The sequence below is a fragment of the Ideonella lacteola genome, assembly GCF_038066555.1.
GTDB classification, from domain to species: domain Bacteria; phylum Pseudomonadota; class Gammaproteobacteria; order Burkholderiales; family Burkholderiaceae_C; genus Ideonella; species Ideonella lacteola.
Genome location: NZ_JBBUTG010000013.1, coordinates 126,145 through 150,477 on the forward strand (window position 1 = coordinate 126,145; position 24,333 = coordinate 150,477).

19 protein-coding genes are annotated in these 24,333 nt (G+C 67.9%); 8 read left to right on the forward strand and 11 right to left on the reverse strand.

Going from position 1 to position 24,333, the window contains the following annotated elements; translation table 11 throughout:
• Positions 1–10: 10 nt before the first annotated feature.
• From AACH06_RS19485 to AACH06_RS19500, 4 genes are all read left to right on the forward strand, one after another.
• Positions 11–1,927 carry a M48 family metalloprotease gene (locus AACH06_RS19485; RefSeq protein WP_341427432.1) on the forward strand — a complete coding sequence of 639 codons (1,917 nt, stop codon included), beginning with the start codon at positions 11–13 and terminating at the stop codon, positions 1,925–1,927.
• A 139-nt stretch (positions 1,928–2,066) separates the two neighbouring features.
• Positions 2,067–2,978 carry a PHP domain-containing protein gene (locus tag AACH06_RS19490; protein WP_341427433.1) on the forward strand — a complete coding sequence of 304 codons (912 nt, stop codon included), beginning with the start codon at positions 2,067–2,069 and terminating at the stop codon, positions 2,976–2,978.
• Positions 2,975–3,916: a DMT family transporter gene (locus AACH06_RS19495; protein WP_341427434.1), complete on the forward strand. Its 942-nt coding sequence runs from the start codon at positions 2,975–2,977 to the stop codon at positions 3,914–3,916. The genes AACH06_RS19490 and AACH06_RS19495 overlap by 4 nt, the downstream gene beginning before the upstream one ends.
• A gap of 20 nt (positions 3,917–3,936) precedes the next feature.
• Entirely contained in the window at positions 3,937–4,188 is a 252-nt protein-coding gene (locus AACH06_RS19500; protein ID WP_341427435.1) for a hypothetical protein, read from the forward strand.
• A 36-nt stretch (positions 4,189–4,224) separates the two neighbouring features.
• Here AACH06_RS19500 and glgA read toward each other — a convergent pair whose 3' ends face one another.
• From glgA to AACH06_RS19515, 3 genes are read right to left on the reverse strand one after another with little or no spacing between them, the layout of a single operon-like run.
• On the reverse strand, positions 4,225–5,679 hold the full coding sequence (gene glgA / locus AACH06_RS19505) for a glycogen synthase GlgA (protein WP_341427436.1): 1,455 nt from the start codon (positions 5,677–5,679) through the stop codon (positions 4,225–4,227).
• Complete coding sequence (locus AACH06_RS19510; protein ID WP_341427437.1) at positions 5,676–5,924, reverse strand: DUF2783 domain-containing protein; 249 nt, start codon at positions 5,922–5,924, stop codon at positions 5,676–5,678. Before AACH06_RS19510 ends, glgA begins: the two co-directional genes overlap by 4 nt.
• 22 nt (positions 5,925–5,946) lie before the next feature.
• Positions 5,947–7,635 (reverse strand): FAD-dependent oxidoreductase, encoded by a 1,689-nt coding sequence (locus AACH06_RS19515; RefSeq protein ID WP_341427438.1) that lies wholly within the window; start codon positions 7,633–7,635, stop codon positions 5,947–5,949.
• A gap of 253 nt (positions 7,636–7,888) precedes the next feature.
• Between AACH06_RS19515 and AACH06_RS19520 the strand changes: the two genes are divergently transcribed.
• The 3 genes from AACH06_RS19520 to AACH06_RS19530 are packed head-to-tail and all read left to right on the forward strand — an operon-like array spanning position 7,889 to position 8,750.
• Positions 7,889–8,137 carry a hypothetical protein gene (locus AACH06_RS19520; protein WP_341427439.1) on the forward strand — a complete coding sequence of 83 codons (249 nt, stop codon included), beginning with the start codon at positions 7,889–7,891 and terminating at the stop codon, positions 8,135–8,137.
• Positions 8,138–8,163: 26 nt separating this feature from the next.
• Positions 8,164–8,460 carry a hypothetical protein gene (locus AACH06_RS19525; RefSeq protein ID WP_341427440.1) on the forward strand — a complete coding sequence of 99 codons (297 nt, stop codon included), beginning with the start codon at positions 8,164–8,166 and terminating at the stop codon, positions 8,458–8,460.
• The gene (locus AACH06_RS19530; RefSeq protein WP_341427441.1) at positions 8,448–8,750 is read left to right on the forward strand and encodes a hypothetical protein; all 303 of its coding nucleotides are present in this window, start codon (positions 8,448–8,450) and stop codon (positions 8,748–8,750) included. The genes AACH06_RS19525 and AACH06_RS19530 overlap by 13 nt, the downstream gene beginning before the upstream one ends.
• Before the next feature lie 72 nt (positions 8,751–8,822).
• Here AACH06_RS19530 and AACH06_RS19535 read toward each other — a convergent pair whose 3' ends face one another.
• Together AACH06_RS19535 and AACH06_RS19540 are read right to left on the reverse strand one after the other, a co-directional pair.
• Positions 8,823–9,878, reverse strand: a complete 1,056-nt coding sequence (locus AACH06_RS19535) for a pectate lyase family protein (RefSeq protein ID WP_341427442.1) — start codon at positions 9,876–9,878, stop codon at positions 8,823–8,825.
• A 329-nt stretch (positions 9,879–10,207) separates the two neighbouring features.
• Positions 10,208–11,164: an MBL fold metallo-hydrolase gene (locus AACH06_RS19540; protein ID WP_341427443.1), complete on the reverse strand. Its 957-nt coding sequence runs from the start codon at positions 11,162–11,164 to the stop codon at positions 10,208–10,210.
• A 166-nt stretch (positions 11,165–11,330) separates the two neighbouring features.
• Here AACH06_RS19540 and AACH06_RS19545 point away from each other — a divergent pair, with 166 nt between their 5' ends.
• Complete coding sequence (locus AACH06_RS19545) at positions 11,331–13,148, forward strand: ATP-binding response regulator (protein WP_341427444.1); 1,818 nt, start codon at positions 11,331–11,333, stop codon at positions 13,146–13,148.
• Between the two features lie 181 nt (positions 13,149–13,329).
• Here AACH06_RS19545 and AACH06_RS19550 read toward each other — a convergent pair whose 3' ends face one another.
• The 6 genes from AACH06_RS19550 to AACH06_RS19575 all read right to left on the reverse strand — a co-directional run bounded on the left by AACH06_RS19550 (position 13,330) and on the right by AACH06_RS19575 (position 24,229).
• On the reverse strand, positions 13,330–15,657 hold the full coding sequence (locus tag AACH06_RS19550) for a glycosyl hydrolase family 28-related protein (RefSeq protein WP_341427445.1): 2,328 nt from the start codon (positions 15,655–15,657) through the stop codon (positions 13,330–13,332).
• Between the two features lie 58 nt (positions 15,658–15,715).
• Positions 15,716–18,052, reverse strand: a complete 2,337-nt coding sequence (locus tag AACH06_RS19555; protein WP_341427446.1) for a WD40/YVTN/BNR-like repeat-containing protein — start codon at positions 18,050–18,052, stop codon at positions 15,716–15,718.
• A 168-nt stretch (positions 18,053–18,220) separates the two neighbouring features.
• On the reverse strand, positions 18,221–19,318 hold the full coding sequence (locus AACH06_RS19560) for a hybrid sensor histidine kinase/response regulator (protein ID WP_341427447.1): 1,098 nt from the start codon (positions 19,316–19,318) through the stop codon (positions 18,221–18,223).
• Complete coding sequence (locus tag AACH06_RS19565) at positions 19,315–19,944, reverse strand: chemotaxis protein CheB (RefSeq protein ID WP_341427448.1); 630 nt, start codon at positions 19,942–19,944, stop codon at positions 19,315–19,317. The genes AACH06_RS19560 and AACH06_RS19565 overlap by 4 nt, the downstream gene beginning before the upstream one ends.
• Positions 19,941–20,816: a CheR family methyltransferase gene (locus AACH06_RS19570; protein WP_423222062.1), complete on the reverse strand. Its 876-nt coding sequence runs from the start codon at positions 20,814–20,816 to the stop codon at positions 19,941–19,943. Before AACH06_RS19570 ends, AACH06_RS19565 begins: the two co-directional genes overlap by 4 nt.
• Entirely contained in the window at positions 20,801–24,229 is a 3,429-nt protein-coding gene (locus AACH06_RS19575) for a response regulator (RefSeq protein WP_423222063.1), read from the reverse strand. Before AACH06_RS19575 ends, AACH06_RS19570 begins: the two co-directional genes overlap by 16 nt.
• Between the last annotated feature and the right edge of the window lie 104 nt (positions 24,230–24,333).

A 24,333-nucleotide genomic window follows, 5' to 3' on the forward strand; every position in this document is an offset into this window, starting at 1 on the left:
TGATGCTGCCTTGGCATTGGGCGCCATCGCGGGGCTGGCCCTGCTGCTGGGCCTGGGCCTGCTCGTCTGCCTGATCGGCTGGCTGCATGGGTCCTGGGGCGCACTGTGGCTGATTCCGGGGCTGCTGCTGCTGGCGGCCAGCTGGCCGGTGGTCCGTGCCCTGAGGCTTCAGGCGCCGCCGCTGGAAGGTGTGGCGATCGATCCCCACCAGGCCAAGGAAGTCCATGCCCTGGTCGAGAAAATGCGCGCCGGGCTGGACGCCGCCCCCGTGGATGAACTCCGCTTCGACGTCTCGCTGGACGTGAAGCTCGTGATGCAGCCGCGCCTGGGCATCCTCGGCCTGCCTCGGCGAGTGCTGATCATCGGCCTGCCGCTGATGATGGCGCTGGGCACCGAGCCCTTGGCCGCCCTGATCACGCATGCCCTGGCGCCCCTGCGCAAGCAAGGCAACTGGCGCGATGCGCTGAAAGAAGCGCTTCGCGAACCGGCCGCCTGGGTCGAACGCCAACGCCGCACCTGGCAGGTGCTGGAAGACGGCTGGACGCGGTCGCGCTTGCTGCCCTGGTGGCAAGACGCGCTGCTGGCCCCGTTCATGGAGCGGTTCCTGCCGCGCTTCAACGCCCGGGCGGTGGTGCTGGGCCGCGAGGAAGCGGCCATCGCCGACCGGCTGGTTCTCAGCCAATGCGGCGCCACTGCGCTGGCCACGGGCTTGATGGGCCCGGCGGTTCAACGGCGCTTTCTCGACGAGGTGTTCTGGCCGCAGCGTTGGGCCAGCGCCCGCGAATCCCATCTGCCCAATGTGCTGCCGCTGCGCGAATTGCGCGCCTTGATCGGCGCCAGCCTGCGCCACCCCCAGGCGACCGGCTGGTTGCATGATTCGCTGCAGGCCCTGCCCCCCAAGGGCGACCTTCGGGCTTCGCTGCGCGATCGGCTGGCGCTCACCGGCGATGCGGCGCGCCTGTCCAAGCGGGCCAGCGAGGGCCGCAGTGCCGCCGACGCCCTGCTGGGGCGCCAACTCGACAGCTGGATCGACCTGCTCGACACCTACTGGCAACGAGAAGCTGCCGCGCAGTGGGCCGAAGTGCACGCCACCCACCGCGAGCGGGAGAAGCTGCTGACCGAGCTGGTCGAAAGCCATACCTCGCGCCCGCTGGCCCTCGACGACCACCTGCTGTGGATCCGCACCGCCAGCCTGGTGAAGGGGCCGGCCAGCGCCGTGCCCATCGCACGCGAAGCCGTCTCTCGATACCCCAAGAGCCCCGGGGCGCGGTTCCTGCTGGCCTGCACGCTGCTGGACGCGCGGGGGCTGCTGCCATCGCGGCACCTGCTGCCCGATCTGCCGCCGGACGCCAACGAAGCGCTGGGGCTGCTGCGCGAGCTCTCAGACGAACACGCCGACGACGCGCGCGGTGGCGCCAGCGACAGCCACGACCAGGCCTGGGCCCTGCCCGCGGCCCGCCGCCTGGAGCGCGCGTTGATCCAACGCGAGGGCATCGAGGCGCTGCGGGCCGTGCGGCTGCGCATCGCCGAACTCGAACGCGACGCGGCCAAGGCGATGGACGTGCTCACCGACTTCTCCGGCCTGCAGCTGTTGGGGCCCGCGAAGATGGGCGGCCGATCGCTGCGCCCGCTGCTCGATCGCCTGAAGCGCGAGCCGGCCGTGGGCCGAGCCTGGCTGCTGGCGAAGACCGACACCCGCGCGCGAGGCTGGGTGTTGCACCTGCTGGTGATCGAGCGCTCGACCTCGCTGGAGCAGCCTGGCCCTCGGCACGAATGGGCGGAGTTGCAGGCGCTGCTCGACGCGCCCGTGATCTGCCGCGTGATCGATCTGTCGCACCCCGACTGGATCGGCCCCCGCCGCATGGACCTGGTGCAACAGATCCAGGAGACCTCGGGCGGCCGCATCTACGCGGCGCGAGGCAACTGACCTCCCCCAAGGTCCGGCCCAACGTCGGCCTTGGTTGGGGGCGACGCCCCTGCAAAGTTGCAGCCGGGATCGGCCGAAACGCACGACGCGCGAAGCCCCTTCGCCAGCGCGAGAGGCAACGAGTTTTTACAATCCCGGGGTGCACTTGCTGAACGCCGACCTTCATTCCCATTCGACCTCGTCGGACGGCAGCCTCAGCCCCACCGAGCTCGCCCAACGGGCGTTCGATGGCGGCGTCCGCCTCTGGTCCCTGACCGACCACGACGAAGTCGCGGGCCAGCAGGAAGCCCGCTCTGCCGCCGAGGCGCTGGGCATGGCCTATGTCAGCGGCGTCGAGATCTCGGTGAGCTTCGCTGGCGAAACCGTGCACATTCTCGGATTCGGTTTCGATCCCGATCACCCGGGCCTGGTGCAGGGCTTGGCCCAGTTGCGCGCAGGCCGCATCACCCGAGCCCAGGAGATGGGCGAAAGCCTGGCCAAAGCGGGCATCGAGGGCGCCTATGAGGGCGCGCTGGCCTTGGCCCCGAACCCCGAGCTGGTTTCGCGCACCCACTTTGCGCGCTTCCTGGTCGAGCAAGGCCACTGCAGCAGCGTGCACGAGGTGTTCAGCCGCTTCCTGAAGGAAGGTAAACCCGGCTTCGTGCCGCACCGCTGGGCGGGCCTGGGTGAGGCGTTGCGCTGGGTCCATTCGGCGGGCGGCGTTGCCGCCATCGCGCACCCCGCCCGATACCGGTTCACGCCCACCGTCGAGTTCGCGCTGTTCAGCGAGTTCCAGGCTCACGGCGGCCGCGGTGTCGAGGTCACCTGCGGCAGCCACTTCCCGGATGAGGTATCGAAGTACGCCGACATGGCCCTGGAATTCGACCTCCTGGCCTCGCGCGGCAGTGACTTCCACGCCCCCGACGAGAGCCGTACGCCGCTCGGCAGCCTGCCGGATCTGCCAGGCAAGGTCGAGCCGCTGTGGTCGTTGTGGGCCGAGACCTTGACAGGCCGCCAGTCGCCTCGCGCGGGGCAGCCGGGCGCCCTGCCGGCCGACGCCATCGCCCTGTGACGGCACCCGCCGGTCTGCCGCGCCAGCGCCCCCTGCTGGGCGTGCTGTTGATCGCATCCGCCGCGACCTGCTTCGCGACGATGGACAGCACCTCGCGCTACCTGGGGGGCTTGATGCCGGTGCTGATCTTCTTCTGGGCCCGCTACTGCTTTCAAGCCGCGGTGATGGGGATCTGGCTGTCCGCACGAGGCGGGCGGCGCGCCTTTGCCACCGCGCAGCCGCGGTTTCAGATCATCCGCGGCCTGCTGCTCGCGGCCACCAGTGCGATGAGCTTCTACGGCGTGCAGCAGATGCCGGTGCCGGAGTTCACCGCCATCAACATGCTGACGCCGCTGGTCGTGATCGTGCTGGCCGGATGGTGGCTGCACGAGAAGGTCAGCCGCATTCGCTGGGCCCTTGTGGCGGGTGGGTTCGTCGGGGCGCTCATCGTGATTCGGCCCGGCTCCGGCGTGTTCGGCTGGGCCGTGCTCTTTCCCCTCGCCGGCGCCCTGTTCTACGCCAGCTTCCAGGTGCTCACGCGTCGCCTGTCGTCCAGCGAGAGCCCGTATGCGACGCACTTCTACACCGGCCTCACCGGCACACTCATCCTCACCCCGATCCTGATGGCCAGCCCGATCCCGGTCTGGGCCACGCTGCAGGCCGCGCCGGTGTCGCACATCGGCCTGATGCTGGTGATCGGCGCGCTGGGCACCGTCGGCCACCTGCTGCTGATCCTGGCGCTGGGCATGGCCCCCACGGCGACGCTGATGCCCTTTGTCTACCTTCAGATCGCAGTGGCCACCGGGCTGGGGTGGTTGATCTTCAGGCAGGTGCCAGACGGCTGGGCCTTCGTCGGCATGGGCGTCATCGCGGCCTGCGGCGCCGCCGGCGCCTGGCTCAACCTGCGCACCGCGGCCAAGCCGGCCGACCCGGTCGTGGTGGACACGATCGCCGATTGAGGGCCTGGGACAATCGCGCCATGAGCGACCGCTACCGTCCCACCTCGCGCCGCCAGCGCCTGATCATCATCGCCGTCACCGTGGCCACCGTCGTGGCGCTGTGGATGCTGCTGCTGCTTCGGCCCGGCTGGCACCAGCGCAAGTTCCCCGACAACGGCAAGCCTTGCGAAAAGGGGCAGACCACCGGCTGCGTCGGCGGCAGAGCCGATGTGATGTTGATCCCCGCCTCGCCGGCGCCGGACGCGTCGGCCGCCGGGGTCACCAAGCCGTAGTCGGCGGCGGCCGCTTCGCCGCGGTCACGACCACCCTCACTGCCCCACCCCTCGTCGGTACAGCGCCGCATAGCGGGCGGCAGAGGCCTCCCAACCCACATCGCTGAGCATGCCGGCGCGCTGCAGGCGTTGCCAAGTGGGGCGATCGGCGTGCAGCTGCGTCGCCTTGTTCACGCCATTCACCAGGCCTTCGTGGTTGACCGACCGCAGGTGCAGGCCGGTGGCCACGCCGGCACGCAGCGCGGCATCGTTCGCATCGATGACGGTGTCGGCCAGCCCACCCACATGGGCGACGATGGGCACACAGCCATAGCGCAAGCCGCAGAGCTGGGTGAGGCCGCAAGGCTCGAAGCGGGACGGAATGACGATCGCATCGCAGCCGCCCTGCATCAGGTGCGACACGCGTTCGTCGTAGCCCACCTGAACGCCAAGTCGGCCACGATAGTGGTCGGCGGCGGAACGCCACCTGGCTTCAAGTTCGCGATCGCCAGAGCCCAGCACCACCAGGCGCGTGCCGCCCTTCAGCAGCGCATCCAGCGCGTCAAGGACGAGGTCGGTGCCCTTCTGGTCGGCCATCCGGCTGATCATGCACAGCAGAAGGCCCTCGTCTTCAGGCAGCAGGCCAAAGTGCTGCTCGACCGCGCGGCGGTTGTGACGACGTGCGTCGAGGTGGTCTTCGTCGTAGCGCGCCGCCAGGTGGGCATCCGTGCGCGGGTTCCAGACCTCGGTATCGATGCCGTTGACGATGCCGGTCACCGCCTCGGCACGCCAGCGCAAAATGCCATCGAGGCCCATGCCACCCTGGCTGGTGCGGACCTCGTCGGCATAGCCCGGGCTCACCGCAGTGATCGCATCGGCCAGCAGCAAGCCGGTCTTCAGGAAGCCCACGTCACCGTGGTATTCCAGGCCTTCGCTGGTGAAGGCCCCCATGGGCAGGCCCAGCCGGCCGAACACCTTGCGGTCGAACCGGCCCTGGAACGCCAGGTTGTGCACCGTGAGCACTTGGCGCGGCCGAGGCAGCCCCTCACCCAGGTAGTGCAGATAGGCCGGGGTGAGTGCAGCTTGCCAGTCATGCGCGTGAATCACCTGGGGCGGCTCGACGCCCGCCTGGCCCCAGGCCACACGAGCCGCTGCGAAAGACAGGGCGGCGAAGCGTTCGGCGTTGTCGGGCCAGTCGTGGCCATCGGGGCCCAGGTAAGGGTTGCCTTCACGCGCATACAGGTGCGGCGCATCGAGCACCAGCAGGTCGCGCCCTTCGAACCTGGCTTGCAGCAGGCGCGCCCCGCCACCGAAGAAGTCAGGCCAGACGGCCATCCGCTGCGTGTCCGTCAAGGCACGAAGCACCGCCGGGTAGCCGGGAAGCAGCGTGCAGGTCTGCACCCCATGGGATTCAAGCGCGGCGGGCAGCGCGCCGGTCACGTCGGCCAGGCCGCCCGTCTTGATGAGCGGGAACATCTCCGACGCGACCGAGAGCACGCGCAAGCTGCTCATGCCGCCGCCCCGGGTTCCACGCCCGCCCGCGCTGCGGTCAAGGCCTCGCGCAGCACACGCAAGTCGCCGATGTGGTTGGCCAGCAGCAAGACCAGCCGGGCGTTGACGAGCTGGCTCTGCTCGTCACTCAAGCCACGATGGGTCTCGATCAAGGCTTCGTAGAAGTCGTCGCCGGGCGAATAGGCTCGCACGGGCCGTTCGCCGGGGATGCCGAAGTTCGGCTCGGTACAGAGGTAAGTGGGCATGGGGATCGTCTCACTGGCCGGGTCAGACCACCGCAGGCGCACGTTGCAGGGCGCGCGACAGTGCCGCGGCCACCGCGGCGCTGTCGAAGCGGCGCCAACGGGCAGCCACATGCTGGTCGGGTCGAATGAGGTAGCAGGTGCCGGGCTGGGCGTCGTAGCGTCGGGCGGCGAGCCCCTCGGCATCGACCAACGCCCCGGGCCGTGGCCGCGCCGATACCTGCACCAGCCGCAGTGGCACCGGCGACTCGGGCCACGCTGACCAATCCGGTGGAGGCTCGTCACCGAACAGCAGCAGCACGAAACCGTCGGATCGGTTCGCCACTTCGCGCAGCAGCCACGCGGATCGGCCCTCGATCAGCACTGGCGCATCGTCCATCGGGGCGCCAGGGCGCAAGCCACCGCCAAAGCCCGAGTCGTCGGGCGTGTTCAGGGGCGAGTCCAGTGCCAGCGTAGGCACCGACAGGCGTCCCGAGTTCACCAGCGCGCGGGCAAATGCGTGGTCGCGTGCCAGCCCGAGCACCGCATCGCGAAACAGCTTGGAGGTGGCGCTCTTGGGCGTGATGAAGTCGGTCGACCGGGTGGAGTTGAGGATGTTTTCGTCGGCGGCACGGCCCCGCTCGTGGGCATAGCTGTCCAGCAGCGCTTCAGGGGCGGCGCCCTGGATGACGGCGTGCAGCTTCCAGCCCAGGTTGTCAGCGTCCTGGATACCCGAATTCGCGCCCCGGGCACCAAAGGGCGACACCTGGTGCGCCGCATCGCCGACGAAAAGCACCCGGCCATGCCGAAACTGCGGCATCCGGCGGCACTGGAAGGTGTAGACGCTGACCCACTCCAGCTCGAATTCCGGGCACGCCGTGGCCGGCTGGTCGTCGGCGCCACGGTGCTGAGACAGCATCGCCTGAATGCGGGGAATGACCCGCTCGGGCTTCTTCTCCTCTTCCGGGTCGGCGTTCCAGCCCAGCTGGAAGTCGATGCGCCAGACCCGGTCGGCCTGCTTGTGCAGGAGCACGCTTTGCCCTCGGTGGAACGGCGGGTCGAACCAGAACCAGCGCTCGGCGGGAAAGTCGGCCTGCATCACCACGTCGGCAATCAGGAATCGGTCGTGGAAGACCTGGCCCTCGATATCCAGCCCCAACTGCCGTCGTATCGGGCTGCGGGCGCCATCCGCCACCACCAGCCAATCCGCTTCCATCGTGAAACCGCCATCGGCCGTCTCCACCTGAAGGCGCACCCCATCGCGCTGGGGCTCGACCTGCGAAACACGATGCTTCCAGCGCAGCTCCAGCCCGGGCAACTGCTCGGCGCGGCGCACCAGGAACTCTTCCAGGTAGTACTGCTGCAGGTTGATCATCCCGGGCCGTTCGTGACCGGCCTCGGGCAGCAGGTTGAAGTGGAACACCTCCTGGGTGTCGAAGAACGTGCGCCCCACATTCCAGGTGACGCCCTTGTCGACCATGGCCTGGCCGCAGCCCAGGCGATCGAGCACTTCCAGCGTGCGCTTGGCGTAGCAGACGCCCCGTGAGCCGATGCTCACCGTGTCATCGTCATCAAACAGCAACACAGGCACGCCACGCTGCGCCAAGTCGATCGCGGCGGTGAGGCCGACCGGCCCGGCGCCGACCACCACCACCGGCCTTCGCGCGACCGACGACGCATCGAGTTCAGGGGGCCGTTGGTAGGCAAAGGTCGGGTAGCGGTAGGTCGACAACATGACTGACATCGCCTCACGGCCCGGCACCGGCAGGCCGCACAGCGCCGACTATCTCACCATTCGCCAGCACCGCCGGGCGGCGCGCGCCTCGGCAGGCGCCGCCCGCCCGGCGTGGGTCGGCCGCGTCCTACACGCAGATGGCCATCCGGCCGCTTGGTGTGGGCCCCGCTCGACGATTCAATGCTGCACGGACCGAGCGGCAGCGCCGCCGCTCACCGAAGTTCCAACCCCAACCACCTTCTTCAGACCTGTCATGTCCGCATTCTTCGACGCGCCGATTGCCGTGGGCAAACACACTGTCTGCCCGTTTGCCAAACCCACCAGCGAGGGCGAATACGCCGCCTGCGTGTCCATCCGCGGCGGCCAAGGCCGATCGTCGGTCGATCACGTGCTGCGCTTTGTCCCCTTGTTCGGCGATGCGCAAGCCGCCTGCCGCTATGCGATCGAACAAGCCATGCTGTACTTGAACGCCCCGGCGGCGTCGAGCAGCACCTGCGCATGAGCCCACTCATCAGGAGGAGCACCGCGATGTTTCAAGTGGAAGTGTTCGATGCCCGCCCCCCGGTACCCGGCTGGCGCGGCGTGTGCATCAGCGACGAGGACGAAGCCGGTCTGATGTTCGCGTTCAGTGACCGCTCTCCTGCACGGCCGGACGAGCTGGACGACGCGATCGATCTGGTGCACGCCCTGCATGGCGAGTTGGGGGTGCGGGCCGGTGTGCGCGATCTGCACAGCGGTCATCTCATCTATGACTGCGTGATGCGGCCGGCCATCGACACGCTGGCGGCGAATGTCAACGGGAGGATCGAGACATGGACCACCTGATCAGCCTGCTCCTGGGTGCCCTGGTGGGCTGGACAGCCACGCTCTTCCTGGAGCACCGTCAATGGCTGCCCACCCGAGGCGACCTCGTCGTCGGCCTGCTGGGTGGGCTGCTCGGCGGATGGGCGGTGGCGCCGTCGGGCAGCGTCATCGCGGGTCTGGGCCGGGCGGCCGATACCGATGCGAAGGCGCTGGCCGCCTTGGCGGGTGCCGCATTGGCCGTGGGCGCCTGGCGCATCGTGCGTCGGTTGCTGGCCCGCCCGGAAGGCGCCACCCTCATGCCGCGGCCTTGAGGCGCGGCATGAGGGGCGCGAGGGCGTGAAGGACAAGAAGGGCGTGAACGGCGCCCTGAGACTCTCCCGTCCTCAGTTCAGACGCTTCTGGCCCGCACCTGCGTTGGCGATGACCTTGGCCTTGACCTTGGCCGCGGGCGTCAGCTTGTAGGTGTAGCCCGTGGGGCCATAGGCCTTGGTGGTCTTCCAGTCCGTGGCGTTCACGCCCGAGCTGCCCGGGTCGTCCCAGGTGATGCCGCTGCCCACGAAGTTGTCGCGGAGCTCCCAGTAGCCGATGGCGTCGCTGTCACGCGAGGTGACCGGGTTCTTGACGTTCTCGAAGTAGTTCGATTCGATCAGCGACAGGCCGCCCATGCGCACATTGATGCCGGACGTGATCACGTTGTTGTAGTAGTTGTTGTAGAGGTGGGTGCGGCCCAGGCGCTGCAGAGGCAATCTCGATTCGACGTTCTCGTAGCGGTTGTGGTGGTAGGTCGCCCGCATGGAGGCATTGGTGTCGTCGTCGTCGCTGTGCCCGTTGAGCGTGACCTTCTGGTGATCGTGGATGTAGTTGTAGGAGATGGTGATGTCATAGGCGCCCCGCTTGTGGTCGATAGCGCCATCCCACGACGCATCCCCCGCGCCCGGGCAGTGCGTCAGGCTGCTGAAGATGGTGTTGTGGTCGATCCAGATCTTGTTCGGCTTGCCGCTGCTGTCGCCTTCGACACCGATGGCGTCGGAGTCTTCGCCACCCGGCAGCAGGCCGATCGTCATGTTCTGCACGATGATGTTCTTCGCGTCACTGACGATGTGCACACCGAAGTTCGCCGACGATCCGTTGGCGCCCTTGACCGTGATGTCGCTCTTGTCCTTGATCACCAGCTTCTGCGCGGGCTTCTTCCATTGGGCGCAGACGTCCGTGATCTGCGCATAGTCGAACACGCCGGTGTAGAGCAGCACCAGGCCTCCGCTGCCGCTGTAGCTGTCGATCGCCGCCTGGGCGGCCGCCAGCGTGGCGACTTTGATGGGCGTCTTGTCGCCGCCGCCGGTGGTGCCGGCGCCGTAGCCGATGGGCTTGGCGGCGAAGGCTGAGGTAGACAGGCAGGCCAGCGCAATGGCCAGGCTGCGTGACAACAGGGTCGCGTTCATGGAGGGTCTTCCTTTCCGGGGGTTGGTTGTTGGAATAGGTCGTGAGAAAAATCGACGCAGGGCGCGCCGATGCCCGTCCGAGGGGCGGACAGGGTCGCGGGCAGGCCGTCCGCAGCGCCTCGTCATGAGGCGGCGGAGGCCGAGAGGAACACCGTAAGCGGCCGGCCCCTTGCGGGCCCCTTCAAACAGGGCCGGCCGGTGGCTCCGGGATCCGGGGAAGACGAACAGCCGTGCGCGTGCGCGAGGGGCCTGATGGACTGCCTGATGAACCGCCTGGGCGCATGGCCCGAGTGGCCGAGCCAGCAGCGGCCCGGCCTGCCGTGGCGGGGCTAGCCTTCCAGCGTGGCCCACATCTCCCGGTCGCGCTCGGCGGTCCAGATGCGTGGGTCGGTGAGGCCCCGGGCCTCGTCGTGGCAGCGCGTCACGTCGAAGGGCAGGCAATGATCGAAGATCACCCAGTGCCCGTACTTCGGCTTCAAGGCGGCATAGGTGGCCTTGTAGACCGCGTTGAGATCCTGCCCCGCCTCCACGCCGGCCTTCACGTGGGCCCACATGTCGCTGATGAAGGCGCGCGTTCCTGCCAGCCCGGCGGTCACCTGCTCGGGCGTGGTCAACGCCGCCCCGCGGCCCGGCACCAGCGCGCGGGGTTGCAGGCGCGCGATCGCGTCCAGCGTCGCGGGCCAATCCTGGAAGTACGCGTCGCCTGCATAGGGCGTCGCATCGAACTCGACCAGGTCGCCCGAGAAGAGGATCTTCTGCTCGGGCAGCCAGGCCACTGTGTCGCCCTTGGTGTGGCCCCGGCCCAGCTGGATGAGCTGCACCTCCAGGCTGCCGAGCCACAGGCTCATTCGGCCCGAGAACGTGATGGTCGGCCAGGTGAGTCCGGCCGGCACGGATTCGACATTGCGGAACAGGCGCGGAAACCGACCGATCTCGCTGGCCTTGTCCTGCTCGCCCCGCTCGACGATCAGGTCGTAGGTGTCGCGGCTGGCGATGATGTGCTCGGGCTGGTAACCCGAAGCGCCCAGCACCCGAACCGCGTGGTAGTGGCTGAGCACCACGTACTTGATCGGCTTGTCGGTCACTTCGCGGATGCGGCGGATCACGTCTTGCGCCATGACCGGCGTGGCCTGGGTGTCGATCACCATCACCGCATCGTCGCCCACGATCACCCCGGTGTTCGGGTCGCCCTCGGCCGTGTAGGCATAGGCGTTGTCCGAGAGCTTGGTGAAGCTGACCTTCTTCTCTTCGAGGTCGGCCTGCGAGGCAAAGGCTTTGTGGGTCATGACGGGCTCGCTGCAAGGGCCGGTGGCCGGCGGGGTGCAAGCCGGCGGTCGCGCCGGGTCTGCCGACGATCTTAAGGCCCCCCTGCTCCAGCACGGTGCACCGGTGGGCAGAAGGCCTTCTTGGGGTGGAACGCCGCGAAGGTGCGTGCGAGACTCGCGCCCTGACATGACCGGCGCACCTGCCTCCCCTCTGGTCAAGCGGATCCTGCTCCTGGTGGGCGGGCTGGGTGTGGCAGTCTCGCTGGTCTGGGGTGTCATTGCCAGCGAGGTGGATCGTTCGCGCTCGCTGCAGGCCGCCACCGAATCGGCCCAGTCGGCGATCGAGGCGAGTGCCGAGCCGATCGCGCTGGCCGCGTGGCTGCTCGACCAGCGCCTGCTGGCTGCGCACACACGCGGCCTGCTTGAGAACCGGGCCATCGTGCACGCCCGCGTGGTGGCCCCGGATGGCACCACCCTCGCTGAAGCGGGCAGCACGCCGCCCGGCCCCACCACGCAGCGCCGCGTCGCCCTGCATTCGCCCGACGGCAAGACGCCGATCGGCGAGTTGCAAGTGACCCAGTCGCTGCGCGACATCGAAGCCGAGGTGAGCCGACGCTCGGCCTGGCTGTTTGCGGGCGAGTTGGTGAAGGTGCTGCTGTTGATGGCCGTCGTTCTGGTGGTGGTGCACATGCTGGTGACGCGGCGGCTGACCCGCCTGTCCCAACAGCTGCAGGCCGCACCGGCCGACGGCACCCCCGCCACCATCACCGTTCCGATGAACCGCATCACCGGGCGGGACGAGTTGGTGCTGCTGGCCGAGGTGCTCGACCAACACCTGCGCGACCGTGAGGCCGTCCGGCGCCTGGCGCGTGAGCGCGACTCGGCCGAGGCGGCGAGCCAGGCGAAGTCGGATTTCCTCTCGCGCATGAGCCATGAGCTGCGCACGCCCCTGAACGGCATCCTCGGCTTTGCGCAGGCCTTCAGACGCCACCCCGCCGTGGCCGGCAATGAGACGCTGTTGCGCTACGCCCGTCTGATGCTGCGCTCGGGCTGGCACCTGAAGTCGCTGATCGACGATGTGCTCGACCTGTCGCGCATCGAGTCCGGCACCGCGCGGATCGCCTTGGGGCCGGTCGACGTGGGCAGCACCGTGGACGCCGCGGTCGCCATGCTGCGCACCGAGGCCGAGGCTCGGCGCGTCGTGGTCGACAGCCATGTGGGCCACCACCGATTGCCGGCCGCGGTGGCCGATCCACTGCGGCTGCAGCAGGTGCTGATCAACCTGGTCAGCAATGCCATCAAGTACAACCGCGAGGGCGGGCAGTTGCAGCTCGATGCGGGCGCCCGGGACGGGCGGGTGTGGATCCGCGTGAGCGACACCGGACTGGGCATGAGCCCCGAGCAACTGGCGATGCTCTTCCAGCCCTTCAACCGACTCGGGCGTGAAGACTCGGGCGCCTCGGGCACCGGCATCGGCCTGGTGATCACCCAGCGCCTGGTCGAGATGATGAACGGACAGATCCAGGTCGACAGCGCCGCCGGCGTGGGCTCGCATTTCACCGTGTGGCTGCCCGCCAGCGACGTGCCGGCCGAGCCGCTGGCCACGCGCCCCGCCAAGCTCGGGCCGGCCGCCGGGCTGCGGCGCACCGTGCTCTACGTGGAAGACGACCCGGTCAATGTCGAGGTGATGCGCGCGCTGCTGCAGGCCCGCCCGATGATCACGCTGGAGGTGGCGCCCGACCTGGCATCCGCCAGCATGCAGATTGGCCTGCACACGCCCGATCTGGTGCTGCTGGACATGAACCTGCCCGATGGCGAAGGCCTGGTTCTTTTGCAGGCGTTGCGAGAGGACCCGCAGCACCACGACCTGCCGGTGGTGGTGGTCTCGGCCGATGCGATGGACGCCAGCGTCGGCCGCGCCATGCAGGCAGGCGCGCAGGCCTACCTCTCGAAGCCCTACAACTTCGACGCGGCGCTGCGAGAGGTGGACAAGCTGCTGGCCTGAGAGGCTGAGAGTTTTTCGCCGATGCCCGTCTTGACCCCCCCAACGCCCCGGCTCTTCGTTGCAAATGCTCGCCATAGCCCGAGCTATGGCTGTGCTTTGCGCCTCGATCCGGGTCGCCTGGGCGCCCCTTTCGGGCACCGCCGAAAAACTCTCAGCCCCTGAGGCGGCCACGGCCGGGCCCTCAACGCAGCACGAGGGTGTCGGTGGCAACGTCATCGGACAGATCGGTGATGAGCGAATTGGTCCACAGCGTGCCGGTGTCGCGCAGGATGGTGTCGGCGATCACCGTGCCCCCCACCCCGGTACCCAGTCGAACCGCCACGTCGCAATGGCTGCATTGATTGCGCTGGTAGACGGTGCCCAGCACCCGCGGCGTCGCCATCGGCTCAAAGCGCGAGTAGTCCTCGACACGCATCATGTTGGTGAAGCCCTCGGTGCCAGCGTATTCCTCGGTCGGCAGACTCAGGTTGGGCTGGTTGGCCCGAAGCCGGTTGTCGCGCACCTCGATGCCGAGCAGGCCCGTGCCGAAGGCCCGGGCATCCGCATTGATGAACATCGTGTTCAACGCCGAGGTCCACTGCGCGGTCGTGTTCCGAATGCGGTTGTCCTGGATGCGAACGTCGTAGATCGGATCGAAGGCCTGGTTGGCGAGGTTCTGGTACGAGCGCAGGTAGATGCCACCGCCTTCGCTGATGTGGTTGCCCACCACATCCACCTCGCGAACCGCCGCCTGGTAGAGCCAGATGCCGCGCGGGTTCTGCGACAGGGTGTTGCCACGAATGAGCGACTTCTCCAGCCCCCAGACGAAGGTCGCGTAGCGCGAGCTCGCATCGGGCACCACCGACCAGGGCGCATCCACCGTCAGCGTGGCATCGGCATAGGCGGTCACCCGGCGCGTCTGGCCCATTCCGCGACCGGCGACGATGGCCACGCCGTAGTTCTCGGGGATGGCGCCTTCGCCGAACGGATCCACGTTCAGCACGTTGGCCGGGTCGCGCAGCGTGTGCCGCGTGGCCGACTCCACCTGGCCGAGGTTCTCGGTGCGCCCTGCTCCACCCCCCTCGGTGAGGATGGTTTCGCCGTCGTTGCGCTGGCGCTGGGTGATCGGCCCATGGGCCACGTCGAAGGTGTTGCCCACCACTGCCACCCGGTGCGCGAAATCAAGCACCATGGCATGCACGATGCCGGGGCTGGTCTGCTGGCGCGCATCGCGGGTGAAATGGTTGCCCTGCAGCCACGCATCGTGCACGCGCCGAAAGCTGCTGGCACCGTTGACGAACTGCACCGTGTTGTCGAGAAACGCCAGCCCGCTGCTGCCGTTCATGACGAAGGCCCCTTGCTCATCGACGCTGCCCGTCTGGATGAACTGGTTGCCGACGAACGCCGCCTGCCGGTTGTCGGTGAAAAACAGCTGGCGCGAGCGGGTCAGCTCGAAACGCACCTGCTGCACCACCACGCGCGAGCTCTGCACGAGCGACGCCGCCTGGGACGCGCTGCCGGCCTGGCGCAGCGTGAGGCGCCGAACGCCGGTCAGGTCGAGTTGGGTACCCCAGAAGGGATAGTCGCTTTCATACCGCAGCACGGTCTGCGCCATGCTGCGGCCCTGCACCACCACCCGGCTGCGCAAGCCGAAGCCGCCTGCCAGGCGGCAGGTGCCCGCCGGCAGTTGCACCACGCCGCCGCCCAGCGTGGCAGCCAAGTCCACCGCCGCCTGGATGGCCGCGGCGTCGTCCACCTGGCCGTCGCAGGCCACACGAACCGGCAGGCGTGTGTCGGTGGCGGCATCGACCACCGTGCGGGTCAGGTGCGAGAAGGCCGCGGCCCAACCCACGCCGAGGCCGAAGGGATCGCCGTGGCCGCTGCGCACCACGCGCACCGGCCGGTCAAGCCGGGCGGCACCCGTGCCGTTGCCGTTGTCGATCAGCAGCCTGGCCGAATCGGTGGCGCGCAACCCGTCAGGCGCCCGCACCACCAGCATCTGCTCATGGCTCTGCGCCATGTCGACCTCGGCCGCCAGGCCGTCGACGGTGACGCGTGGCGTGCTGCCCGGCAGCTTCAGGCTGCGGCCGAACACCCGGAACACCGTGCCAGGCACGATCTCGAGCGCCTCCAGATGAAACGGCTTGGCGGCATTCACCGCGACCGGCTCGCTGCTGAGGCCACCTCGCGCCACCCGCAGCCAGAGCGCGCCGGTCGCGTCGGGTGGGATTTGCACCGCGACCCAGCCCGTGCCGACACGGTTGAGCACTGGCAGTGAACGCGCAGCGATGCCGTTGCGCGACGGCAGCGATGTCAGCGAGGTGGGCGAGGGATCGAGCCACACTACCGCGGCCGCGCCAAAGCCTTCGCCCTGCAGGCCCACGATGTCACCCGGCTTGGCGCTGGCGGGCGCATTCAGGATGACCGGCGGGTCACCGGCCGCCGCATGCACAGCCCCAAAAGCGACTCCACACGCGACTCCACACACCACCGACAGCTGCCCGACCAGCGCCCTCGACGGCTGCGACATCGGGGACGGCCGCATCACGCCCAAGCCAGGCCTCTGCGCCCTCTGCAGGCCGTGAGCTTCACTTCGGCTCGCCGATGATGATGCCGCGCCCGTTGGTGCCGACGTAGACGCGGCCGAACACCCGGGGGTCACCCGTGAGGGCTTCGCCGAAGTTGCCGTACTGGTGGTCGTTGTCGTTGATGCGCTGCCAGCTGGCCCCGGCATCGAGCGATCGGAACAAGCCGCGGGCGCCGCCCGCCTTGGCCACCGCATACAGCGTGGGGTAGTTCGCGCCATCCGGAGCCTTGCCGAAGCCGATGTTGTCGGCCTCTTGCACGCCCTTCACCTTGCTGAAGCTCGCCCCGCCGTCGGTGGAGTGCCACAGGCCATAGGCGCCCGACGTGCTGCCACCGGCCAGCCAGATGTCGCCTTCCCGGCCCGGCACCGTCTTGAACTTCACATTGCCCAGCGCAGGCAGGTTCGACGCGGTCGTTTCGGCGAACGACGCGCCGCCATTGGTGCTGCGGTAGAAGCGGCCGGCGGCGAATGCGTAGAACTTGCTGGGGTTCACCCGGTCGGACCGCACCTGCGCACCGGCCGGCACGCCCGAGGACACCGCCCACGAGCTGCCACGGCTGATCGAGTAGACCACCGGGGCCCCACCCGACGGGCTCCACACGAAGGTGCTGGCATCGGCCGCGACGGCAATGACGCCGCCGGCGCCGCCGCCGGCCGGCTCCTGCCCGCCATACCAGCTGTGGCCACCGTCGCTCGAAACGCCGATGCGGTTGATGTACGGGAAGGCCGTCTTGTCCAGCTGACCGACGCGCGCGACCACCGACGGGTTCAGCTCGGCGAAGTCCATGCTGTTGGTGCTGGTGAAGTTCGGCGTCACATGCATCAGCGCGGGCACCTTCTTCAGGTCGTCGTGGCGAAAGCCTCCGATGTCACCCAATGCCGAGATCAGCGGCGGGCCCGACGGCGGGCTGACGAGATCGAGCACCGCCGTCTCCTCCAGGCCCTTGACCATCGGCTTGATGGTGATGCTGCCGCCGACCTGGTCCCAGTTCAGCAGGTTGTCGCTGCCATACAGCGTGGCCCCGGTGCCGTACATGAAGCGGTTGGAGTTGAACGGATCGATCTCGACGGCCTGCGTCATCCAGCCCAGCTTGGGCGTGACCTCTGGCGGCTGCGGGCTGGCACCGAAGGTCAGCCAGGGCACGTCGGACACGTCCATCGTGTAGCGGAAGCTGCGGCTCGGATAGCTCGTGAACTCCCAGGCGCGCGTCCAGGTGGCGCCGCCGTCGGTGCTGCGGAAGAACTGCCCATCGGGCCACCAAGAAATCTGGGTGGCCACCATCAGCACCTTCGGGTTCTGGCGATCGACGGTGATGCCGGTGTAGCCGAAGTAGGCGTCAGCGCTGGACGACGGGATCGGGCTGATCTGCGTCCACGCGCCGGTGGCCGTGTTGAGCTTCCACACATCACCCTTCGATCCGTCATACGGGCCGCCGGTATCACTGGTGGCGATGTAAAGGAAGCCGTTGACGGGATCGAGCACGCCCTTTTGCGGCAGGTAGCCCACCGGCTGATTGGCCACGCGCTCCCACGTGGCGCCCGCGTCGTTCGAGCGGTAGATGATGTTCTGCTTGTCGGCCACGCCCACGTAGATCACGCGCGACGCCTTGCCGGCTTGGCTGCTGCGCGGATCGAAGGCCACCCACAGCACGCCCTGGTTGTCCGAGAGGTAGCCCGACGTGTCGTTCGGATCGGCCACATAGTTGCCGGGATTGGGGAAGGATTCGACCTGGGCCCAGGTCGCGCCGCGGTCCACGCTCTTCCACAGGCCCTTGCCGCTCGGGGCGCCGAAATACAGCACCTTGCCCTGGTTCGGATCGACGGCGAGTCGCTCGCCCATGCCACGGCCCGGCATGTTGCCGCCAAGCTTGAAAGGCAGTGGCGTCGTCTGCCAGGTGCGGCCCTGGTCGTCCGAACGCAGCATGGCGCCGTTGTTCGGATCCCAGCTGTTGGTGTACATGCCGACGGCGGCATAGACGCGGTTGGCGTCGCTCGGATCGGCGGCCACGCTGACCACCCCGTTGTAGCCCCAGTTCTTCCAGCCGACCCAGTCCAGCAGCGGCTTCCATGACTTGGTCGCGGCGCTCCAGCGGTACATGCCACCGATGTCGGTGCGGGCGTAGATCAGGTCTTTCTGGGCCTGGCTGAAGACGATGCCGGAGATGAAGCCGCCGCCCCGAATAGGCACGTTTTTCCATGAGTACGTCGCGGCCAGCGGTGCCGGTGCGCCTTCAGCGGCTGATACCCCGGCCGCCTGTGTGACAGCCGCCTGGCTGATGGCCGCCAGCGACGTGGCCAACACCAGAATCCAGGCCTGATGCCTCAATGGAAAAGTCATACGAATCTCGATGAATGACGAAGCGGCGGCGGTTTTAGCACGCTGCCGCGAGGCCCAACAAGCCGCAGAAAGCATGTGGTGTAACAACCAGAAAGCACCTGCGTGCGTGGACGCGCGCGCGCCCCGCAGCCAGCGCCGCGAGGCAGGGTCAACCCCGAGAGCGGCCGGTCAGGCGAGGCGGCGCGGCAGGCTGAGCGTGAAGGTGGTGTGGCCACCTTCACAGCAGACCGCCACGCGGCCGCGGTGCGCTCGCGCGATCTGGTCCACGATGTACAGGCCCAAACCCAGTCCGGCGCGGCTGGCGCGTGGCCGCGTGCTGCCGCGGAAGGGGTCGAAGATGTGGGGCAGCAACTCCGTCGAGATGGTGCCCGCGCTGATGACGCTCAGGTGCACGTCGTCGATCGCCGAGCCATCGAGCCGCAGAACGACCGGCAGGTCAGGCCGGCCATGGACCAAGGCATTGCCGACGAGATTGCCCACGGCCTGGGCCAATCGATCCTCATCCCAGATGCCCTGCAGGTCACCCTGGCTGTGCAGTTCCACGGCGCGCTGCGGATGCGCGAGCCGCTGCTCGTCGATCACCCGTTGGGCCACTCGCCCCAGCTGGGCCGGCTCGCGGTGCACGGGGATGCCGCCGGCCAGGCGGGCCCGGGCCAGATCGAGCACATCCGAGATCATGCGGCTCATCGACCGCCCGCTCGACACGATGCGGGCCGCCGACCGCTGCACCGATTCGAGCTCGGCCTGACGCTCGATCAGCATCGCCGCGGTCATCATCGCGTTCAGCGGATCACGCAGGTCGTGCGCGAGCACCGCGGTGAACAGCTCGTTCAGCCGCAGCGTTTCGGTGCGCTCGCGCAGCTCGTCGCTCAACTGCTGCCTCGCCCGGTAGAGGTCGAAGAAGACCTGCGCCTTGCTGCGCAACACCCAAGGCTCGATCGGCTTGAAAAGAAAGTCGACCGCCCCCGCGTCATAGCCCTTGAACAGGGGTTGCATCTCGCGCGCCCCGGCGGTGACGAAGATCAGCGGCACCTGGTTCGTGCGCTCGCTGCTGCGCATCAGCTCTGCCAGCTCGAAGCCGTCCATCTCGGGCATCTGCACGTCCAGCAGCGCGAGCGCCACGTCATGCACCAGCAACAGCTCCAGCGCCTCGCGACCCGAGCGCGCGGTCAGAACCTCCACATCATCGGCACGCAGCAGAGCTGACATCGTCAGCAGGTTGTCGTCGAGGTCGTCGACCAACAGGCACTTCACACGCGTCTTCATCCGGCCGATCCTCGGGCTGCCTCTTGCAGCAACTTGCCTATGTCGTTCAGGGTCAGCACGGCGGCTTCGGGGCAGCGCCGAATCGCATGCAGGGGCATGGCCGGCGCCATCGCGGTATCGGGGCTTTGCACCACCACCGCCCCGCCTGCCCGGTGAACCGCCAACAGGCCCCGCGCACCATCTTCGCTGGCGCCCGTCAGAACGATGCCGAGCAGGTATTGTCGGTAGATGTCGGCGGCCGACTCGAAGAGCACATCAATCGCGGGCCGAGAGAAGTGAACCGCCGGATCGATCGACAACGCCAGCTGCGGGCCCGGATCAATCAGCAGATGGTAGTTGGGTGGCGCGAAGTACAACGTGCCTGGCTCAACGGGGCACTTGTCTTCGGCCTCCATCACCCGCAGCGCGCACTTGGGGCGGAAGATGTCGCACAACAGGCTGGGCACCGACGGTGGCAGGTGCACCACGATGAAGACTGACAAGGTCGCCCCTGTTGGCAGACAGGGCAGCAGCGCCGCCAGCGCATCGATGCCCCCCGCCGAGGTGCCGATCGCCACCGCGCGGAAGGGTTCGCGCCGTGGCGCAGCCCCTGGCAATGCCGACGCACCGGCCAAGGCGGCGCTCACGCCCCACCCCGCTTCTGGAAGAGCCTCAGCGTCGGTGCCACCTCGGCGAAGGCCTCGCCGTGGGCAGAGAACCGCAGCGACTCTTTCAGCCCGATGCCCAGGAAGCCCTGGTGGCACAGCGCCTCGCGAAACAGGCCGATCGCGCGATCCTGCAGAGCGCGATTGAAATAGATGAGCACATTCCGGCACGACACCAACTGCATCTCGGCGAACACGCTGTCGGTGGCCAGGCTGTGGTCGGAGAACACGATGTGCTTCTTCAGCCGCTTGTCGAACACCGCGTTGCCATAGGCCGCGGTGTAGTGTTCGGACAATGAAGCCCGGGCTCCTGACAAGCGGTGGTTGTCGGTGAAGCCGGCCACCCGATCGGCGGCGTAAACGCCCGCTTCGGCCACCTGCAAGGCGCGGGCGTTGATGTCGGTCGCGTAGATCAAGGTGCGTTCGAGCAGACCCTCTTCGCGCAACAGGATCGCCATCGACCAGGCCTCTTCGCCAGTGCTGCATCCGGCGACCCACACCTTCAGCGACGGGTAGGTGCGCAGCATCGGCACCACCTGCTCCCGCAGCGCCTTGAAGTACGGCGGGTCGCGGAACATGTCGCTCACCTGCACGGTGAGGTAATCCAGCAACGGGGCAAAGGCCGTCTCGTCGTGCAGCAGGCGATCCTGCAGTTGCGACAAGGTGCGGCAGCCGAACTGCGTCAACGCCGCGCGCAACCGGCGCTTCAGCGACGACGGCGCATACGCTCGAAAATCATAGTGATAGCGCAGGTAGACCGCCTCGACGAACAGCCGCAGCTCGATGTCGAAGGTCTTGTCCGGCACCTCGTCGCCAGACGGCTCGTGTTCCTCGGCACTCACTTGGGCATCCACACGCGGATCAGCGACAGCAGCTTCTCCACATCGAGAGGTTTGGCAATGTAGTCGTTCGCGCCCGCGGCCAGGCACTTCTCCTGGTCGTCTTTCATGGCCTTGGCGGTCAGCGCGATGATGGGCAACTTGGCGAGCTCGGGTCGCTTGCGGATTTCGCGCATGGCGGTGAGGCCATCCATCTCCGGCATCATCACGTCCATCAGCACGAGGTGGATCGCCTCGGCGCGTGTCACCGGCGCAGCCAGCCGCTCCAGCGCTTCGAGGCCGTTGCGGGCAATCTCCACCTTCATGCCCTTCGGCTCGAGCACGGCAGACAACGCAAAGATGTTGCGCACATCATCTTCCACGATCAGCACGCGGCGACCTTCCAGCGCCGTCTCGCGGTTGCGGGCGGCCTTGAGCATGCGCTGCCGATCGGCCGGCAGATTCGCTTCGACCTGATGCAGGAACAGGGTGACTTCGTCGAGCAGGCGCTCGGGCGAACGGGCGTCCTTGACGATGATGGCCTTGGAGAAGCGGCGCAGTTGCTGCTCTTGATCCGTCGTGAGTGAACGCCCGGTGTAGACGATGACCGGCGGAAACGACACGCTGTCCTGCTCGGCCATCTTCTCCAGCAATTCGTAGCCGCTCAAGTCCGGCAAATTCAGATCGAGCACCATGCAGTCGAAGGTGGTCTCGCCGAGCTGGCGCAGCGCCTCGGCCGCGCTGTCTGCACCCAGAATCTGCACGTCGCTGCTGGCCAGCAACTGCGCCACGCTCTCGCGCTGTCGCGCATCGTCTTCGACCACCAGCACCCGGCGCAGCCCCTGCGTGAATCGCTTCTCCAGGCGCCGGAGCGCCTCGATCAACTCTTCGCGCTTGACCGGCTTGAGCGCATAGCCCACCGCCCCCATCTCCAACGCCTCATGCGCGTAGTCGGCCACCGACGTGACATGCACCGGAATGTGTCGCGTCGCCGAGTTGCGCTTGAGCTGGTCGAGCACGCCCAAGCCCGAGTGGTCGGGCAGGTTGATGTCCAGCAGGATCGCGTTGGGCAGGTATCGCACGGCCGCGGCGAGCCCATCGCCGGCGGTGTGCGCGAGCAGGCACTGGAAGCCCAGCTCACGGATCAGGTCACGCAAGATCTCTGCGAAATGCAGATCGTCTTCGATGACGAGGATGCGCCTGGTCTCAGCATCGAGCCGGTCTCGGTCGTCATCGAGGGCAGGCTCGTGCGCCGGCGTGGGTGACGCAGCCGGCGTCGGACGGGGCGCGGCGATGGGCCGAGCTGCCGGTGCCGCGCTCGTCGGCGCTGGCGCGGCCGCCACGCCCTGCCCGGCTGGCAGCGGCTGAACCGGCAAGGTGAGTGTGAAGACGCTGCCGCGACCGGGTGTGCTCTGCACCTCGATGTCGCCGCCCAACAGGCGAGCCAGGTCGCGCGCGATCGAGAGGCCCAGGCCGGTGCCGCCATACTTGCGGTGCGTGCTGCCATCGGCCTGGCGGAAGGCTTCGAAGATGATCTCTCGCTGATGCTCGGCGATGCCGATGCCCGAATCGTGCACGGCAAAGGAGAGGGTCCCGGCCGATGCATCGCTGGACACCCGCAGCGAGACGCCGCCCTTCTCGGTGAACTTCAGCGCGTTGGACAGCAAGTTTTTCAAGACTTGGCCGCACCGCATGTCGTCGGTGACGAACGAGGCTGGCACCTGCGGATCCACGCTCACCTCGAACGCCAGGCCCCGGTGCCGCGCCTGTGGCTCGAAGGTGGCGGACATGCTGTGGACCAGGCGTTGCACCGCCACCGTCTCCAGCTGCACCTCGACCTTGCCGGCCTCGATCTTCGACAGATCGAGGATGTCGTTGATCAATGTGAGCAGGTCGTTGCCCGCCGAGGCGATGGTCTGCGCAAACTTGACCTGCTCTTCGTTCAGGTTGCCCGCTTTGTTGTCGGCCAGCAGCTTGGCCAGGATGAGTGTCGAGTTCAGCGGCGTGCGCAGCTCGTGGCTCATGTTGGCGAGGAACTCGCTCTTGTACTGATTGGCGCGCTCCAAATCGTCCGCACGCTGCTGCAACTCCCCCTGGGCGCGGGCCAGCTCGTTCTTTTGCGCGGCCAGTCGCTCGGCTTGCTCTTCGAGCTGGGTGTTGGTCTGCTCCAACTCGGCCTGCTGGTTCTCCAACCGCACCTGCGATTCTCGCAACGCGCGCCCCTGCTCTTCCAGCTCTTCATTGCTGACGCGCAGCTCTTCCTGTTGAGCCTGCAGTTCTTCAGCCTGCCGCTGGGTCTCCTCCAGCAGCTCTTCCATGCGGGTGCGATCTTTGGACGCCCGGGTGGCCATGGCCAACGTTTCGGAAATGCGAGCGAGCAGCTCACGGTGCTCGGCACGCACCGGCCGAAAGAAGCCCAGCTCCAGCACGCAGTGCACCACCCCATCCACCGAGGCCGGCTGCAGCAGCAGCTCGCACGGCGACGCACTGCCGATGCTCGAGCTCACGTTCAGGTAGCCCGCGGGCACATCCGTCACGTGCATCGCGCGCCGGTCCTTGACCGCTTGGCCGAGCAACCCTTGGCCCGGCGCAACCGCCTCACGGTCCATCAACGAGCTGATCGCGTGGCTGGCCATGCGACGCAGCTGTCCGCTGCGCTCGACCACGTAGATGGCGCCGACCTGCGCGCCGAGGAAGTCTGCGAGAAACGACAGCACCTTCTGGCCCATGTGGTCCAGCCGCAGGTCACCCTCCAGGCTCTGGCCAACGCCCGTCTGCCCGGCCTTGAGCCACGACTCGATTTCCCTGGCGCGGTAGTCGCGCGAAGTCATCAACGCGGCGACCAGGATCAGCGCGAGCAGCGTCCCCGCACCGCCCCAGGTGACCATGCGAAGCATCCACACCGCCTCGACCCATTCATCGCGACGGACGCGGAACAGCTCGCGCTGCTCGGCCTCCATGGCGCCAATGGAAGCGCGGATGCGGTCCATCAATTCGCGCCCGAGATCGGACCGCACTGCGTCCATCGCCAACGCCTCTTTGCCCTCACGCTTGAGCGCAATCGTCTGGCGAAGCTCTTCCAGCTTCTCGTTGACCAGTTTCTCCAGCGCGTCGATCGGCAGCCGCTCGCTCTCGCCCAACAGGTCGCGCAACATGCGGAACTGATTGCCGACCTGTGCCCTCGCGTTCTCGTAGGGTTGCAGATATTGCTCGGCGCCGGTGAGAAGGAAGCCGCGCTGCCCGGTCTCCGCGTCCTTGACCGTCGAGGCCAGCGCCTGGACCTGCCGGATGGCCTCGTTGGAGGACGACAGGGCCTGGGCCGCTGCCGACCGGCTCAAGTCCGCCTGGTATGAAAACAAGGCGATGACCACGACGGCCAGGATGGCGACACCGAACCCAATGACGGTGAGGGGCGGCAACCATCCCGACCAGCCGGTGGGCAGTGCCATGGCGCGGGCCGCGCGCGCGATGAGGCGTTGAGGCATGAATGTGAGAGGCTGGATCAGTTCTGATCTGGGCACCACGAGCAAGCCGCGGGGCCGTCGAGACCACA

Coding starts and splice junctions, on each gene's coding strand:
- AACH06_RS19545 (WP_341427444.1), top strand. CDS start 11,331: ATGACCGGCGCACCTGCCTCCCCTCTGGTCAAGCGGATCCTGCTCCTG.
- AACH06_RS19510 (WP_341427437.1), bottom strand. CDS start 5,924: ATGCCCACTTACCTCTGTACCGAGCCGAACTTCGGCATCCCCGGCGAA.
- AACH06_RS19525 (WP_341427440.1), top strand. CDS start 8,164: ATGTTTCAAGTGGAAGTGTTCGATGCCCGCCCCCCGGTACCCGGCTGG.
- AACH06_RS19560 (WP_341427447.1), bottom strand. CDS start 19,318: ATGAAGACGCGTGTGAAGTGCCTGTTGGTCGACGACCTCGACGACAAC.
- AACH06_RS19530 (WP_341427441.1), top strand. CDS start 8,448: ATGGACCACCTGATCAGCCTGCTCCTGGGTGCCCTGGTGGGCTGGACA.
- AACH06_RS19520 (WP_341427439.1), top strand. CDS start 7,889: ATGTCCGCATTCTTCGACGCGCCGATTGCCGTGGGCAAACACACTGTC.
- AACH06_RS19575 (WP_423222063.1), bottom strand. CDS start 24,229: ATGGCACTGCCCACCGGCTGGTCGGGATGGTTGCCGCCCCTCACCGTC.
- AACH06_RS19540 (WP_341427443.1), bottom strand. CDS start 11,164: ATGACCCACAAAGCCTTTGCCTCGCAGGCCGACCTCGAAGAGAAGAAG.
- AACH06_RS19515 (WP_341427438.1), bottom strand. CDS start 7,635: ATGTTGTCGACCTACCGCTACCCGACCTTTGCCTACCAACGGCCCCCT.
- AACH06_RS19535 (WP_341427442.1), bottom strand. CDS start 9,878: ATGAACGCGACCCTGTTGTCACGCAGCCTGGCCATTGCGCTGGCCTGC.
- AACH06_RS19550 (WP_341427445.1), bottom strand. CDS start 15,657: ATGTCGCAGCCGTCGAGGGCGCTGGTCGGGCAGCTGTCGGTGGTGTGT.
- AACH06_RS19555 (WP_341427446.1), bottom strand. CDS start 18,052: ATGACTTTTCCATTGAGGCATCAGGCCTGGATTCTGGTGTTGGCCACG.
- AACH06_RS19500 (WP_341427435.1), top strand. CDS start 3,937: ATGAGCGACCGCTACCGTCCCACCTCGCGCCGCCAGCGCCTGATCATC.
- glgA (WP_341427436.1), bottom strand. CDS start 5,679: ATGAGCAGCTTGCGCGTGCTCTCGGTCGCGTCGGAGATGTTCCCGCTC.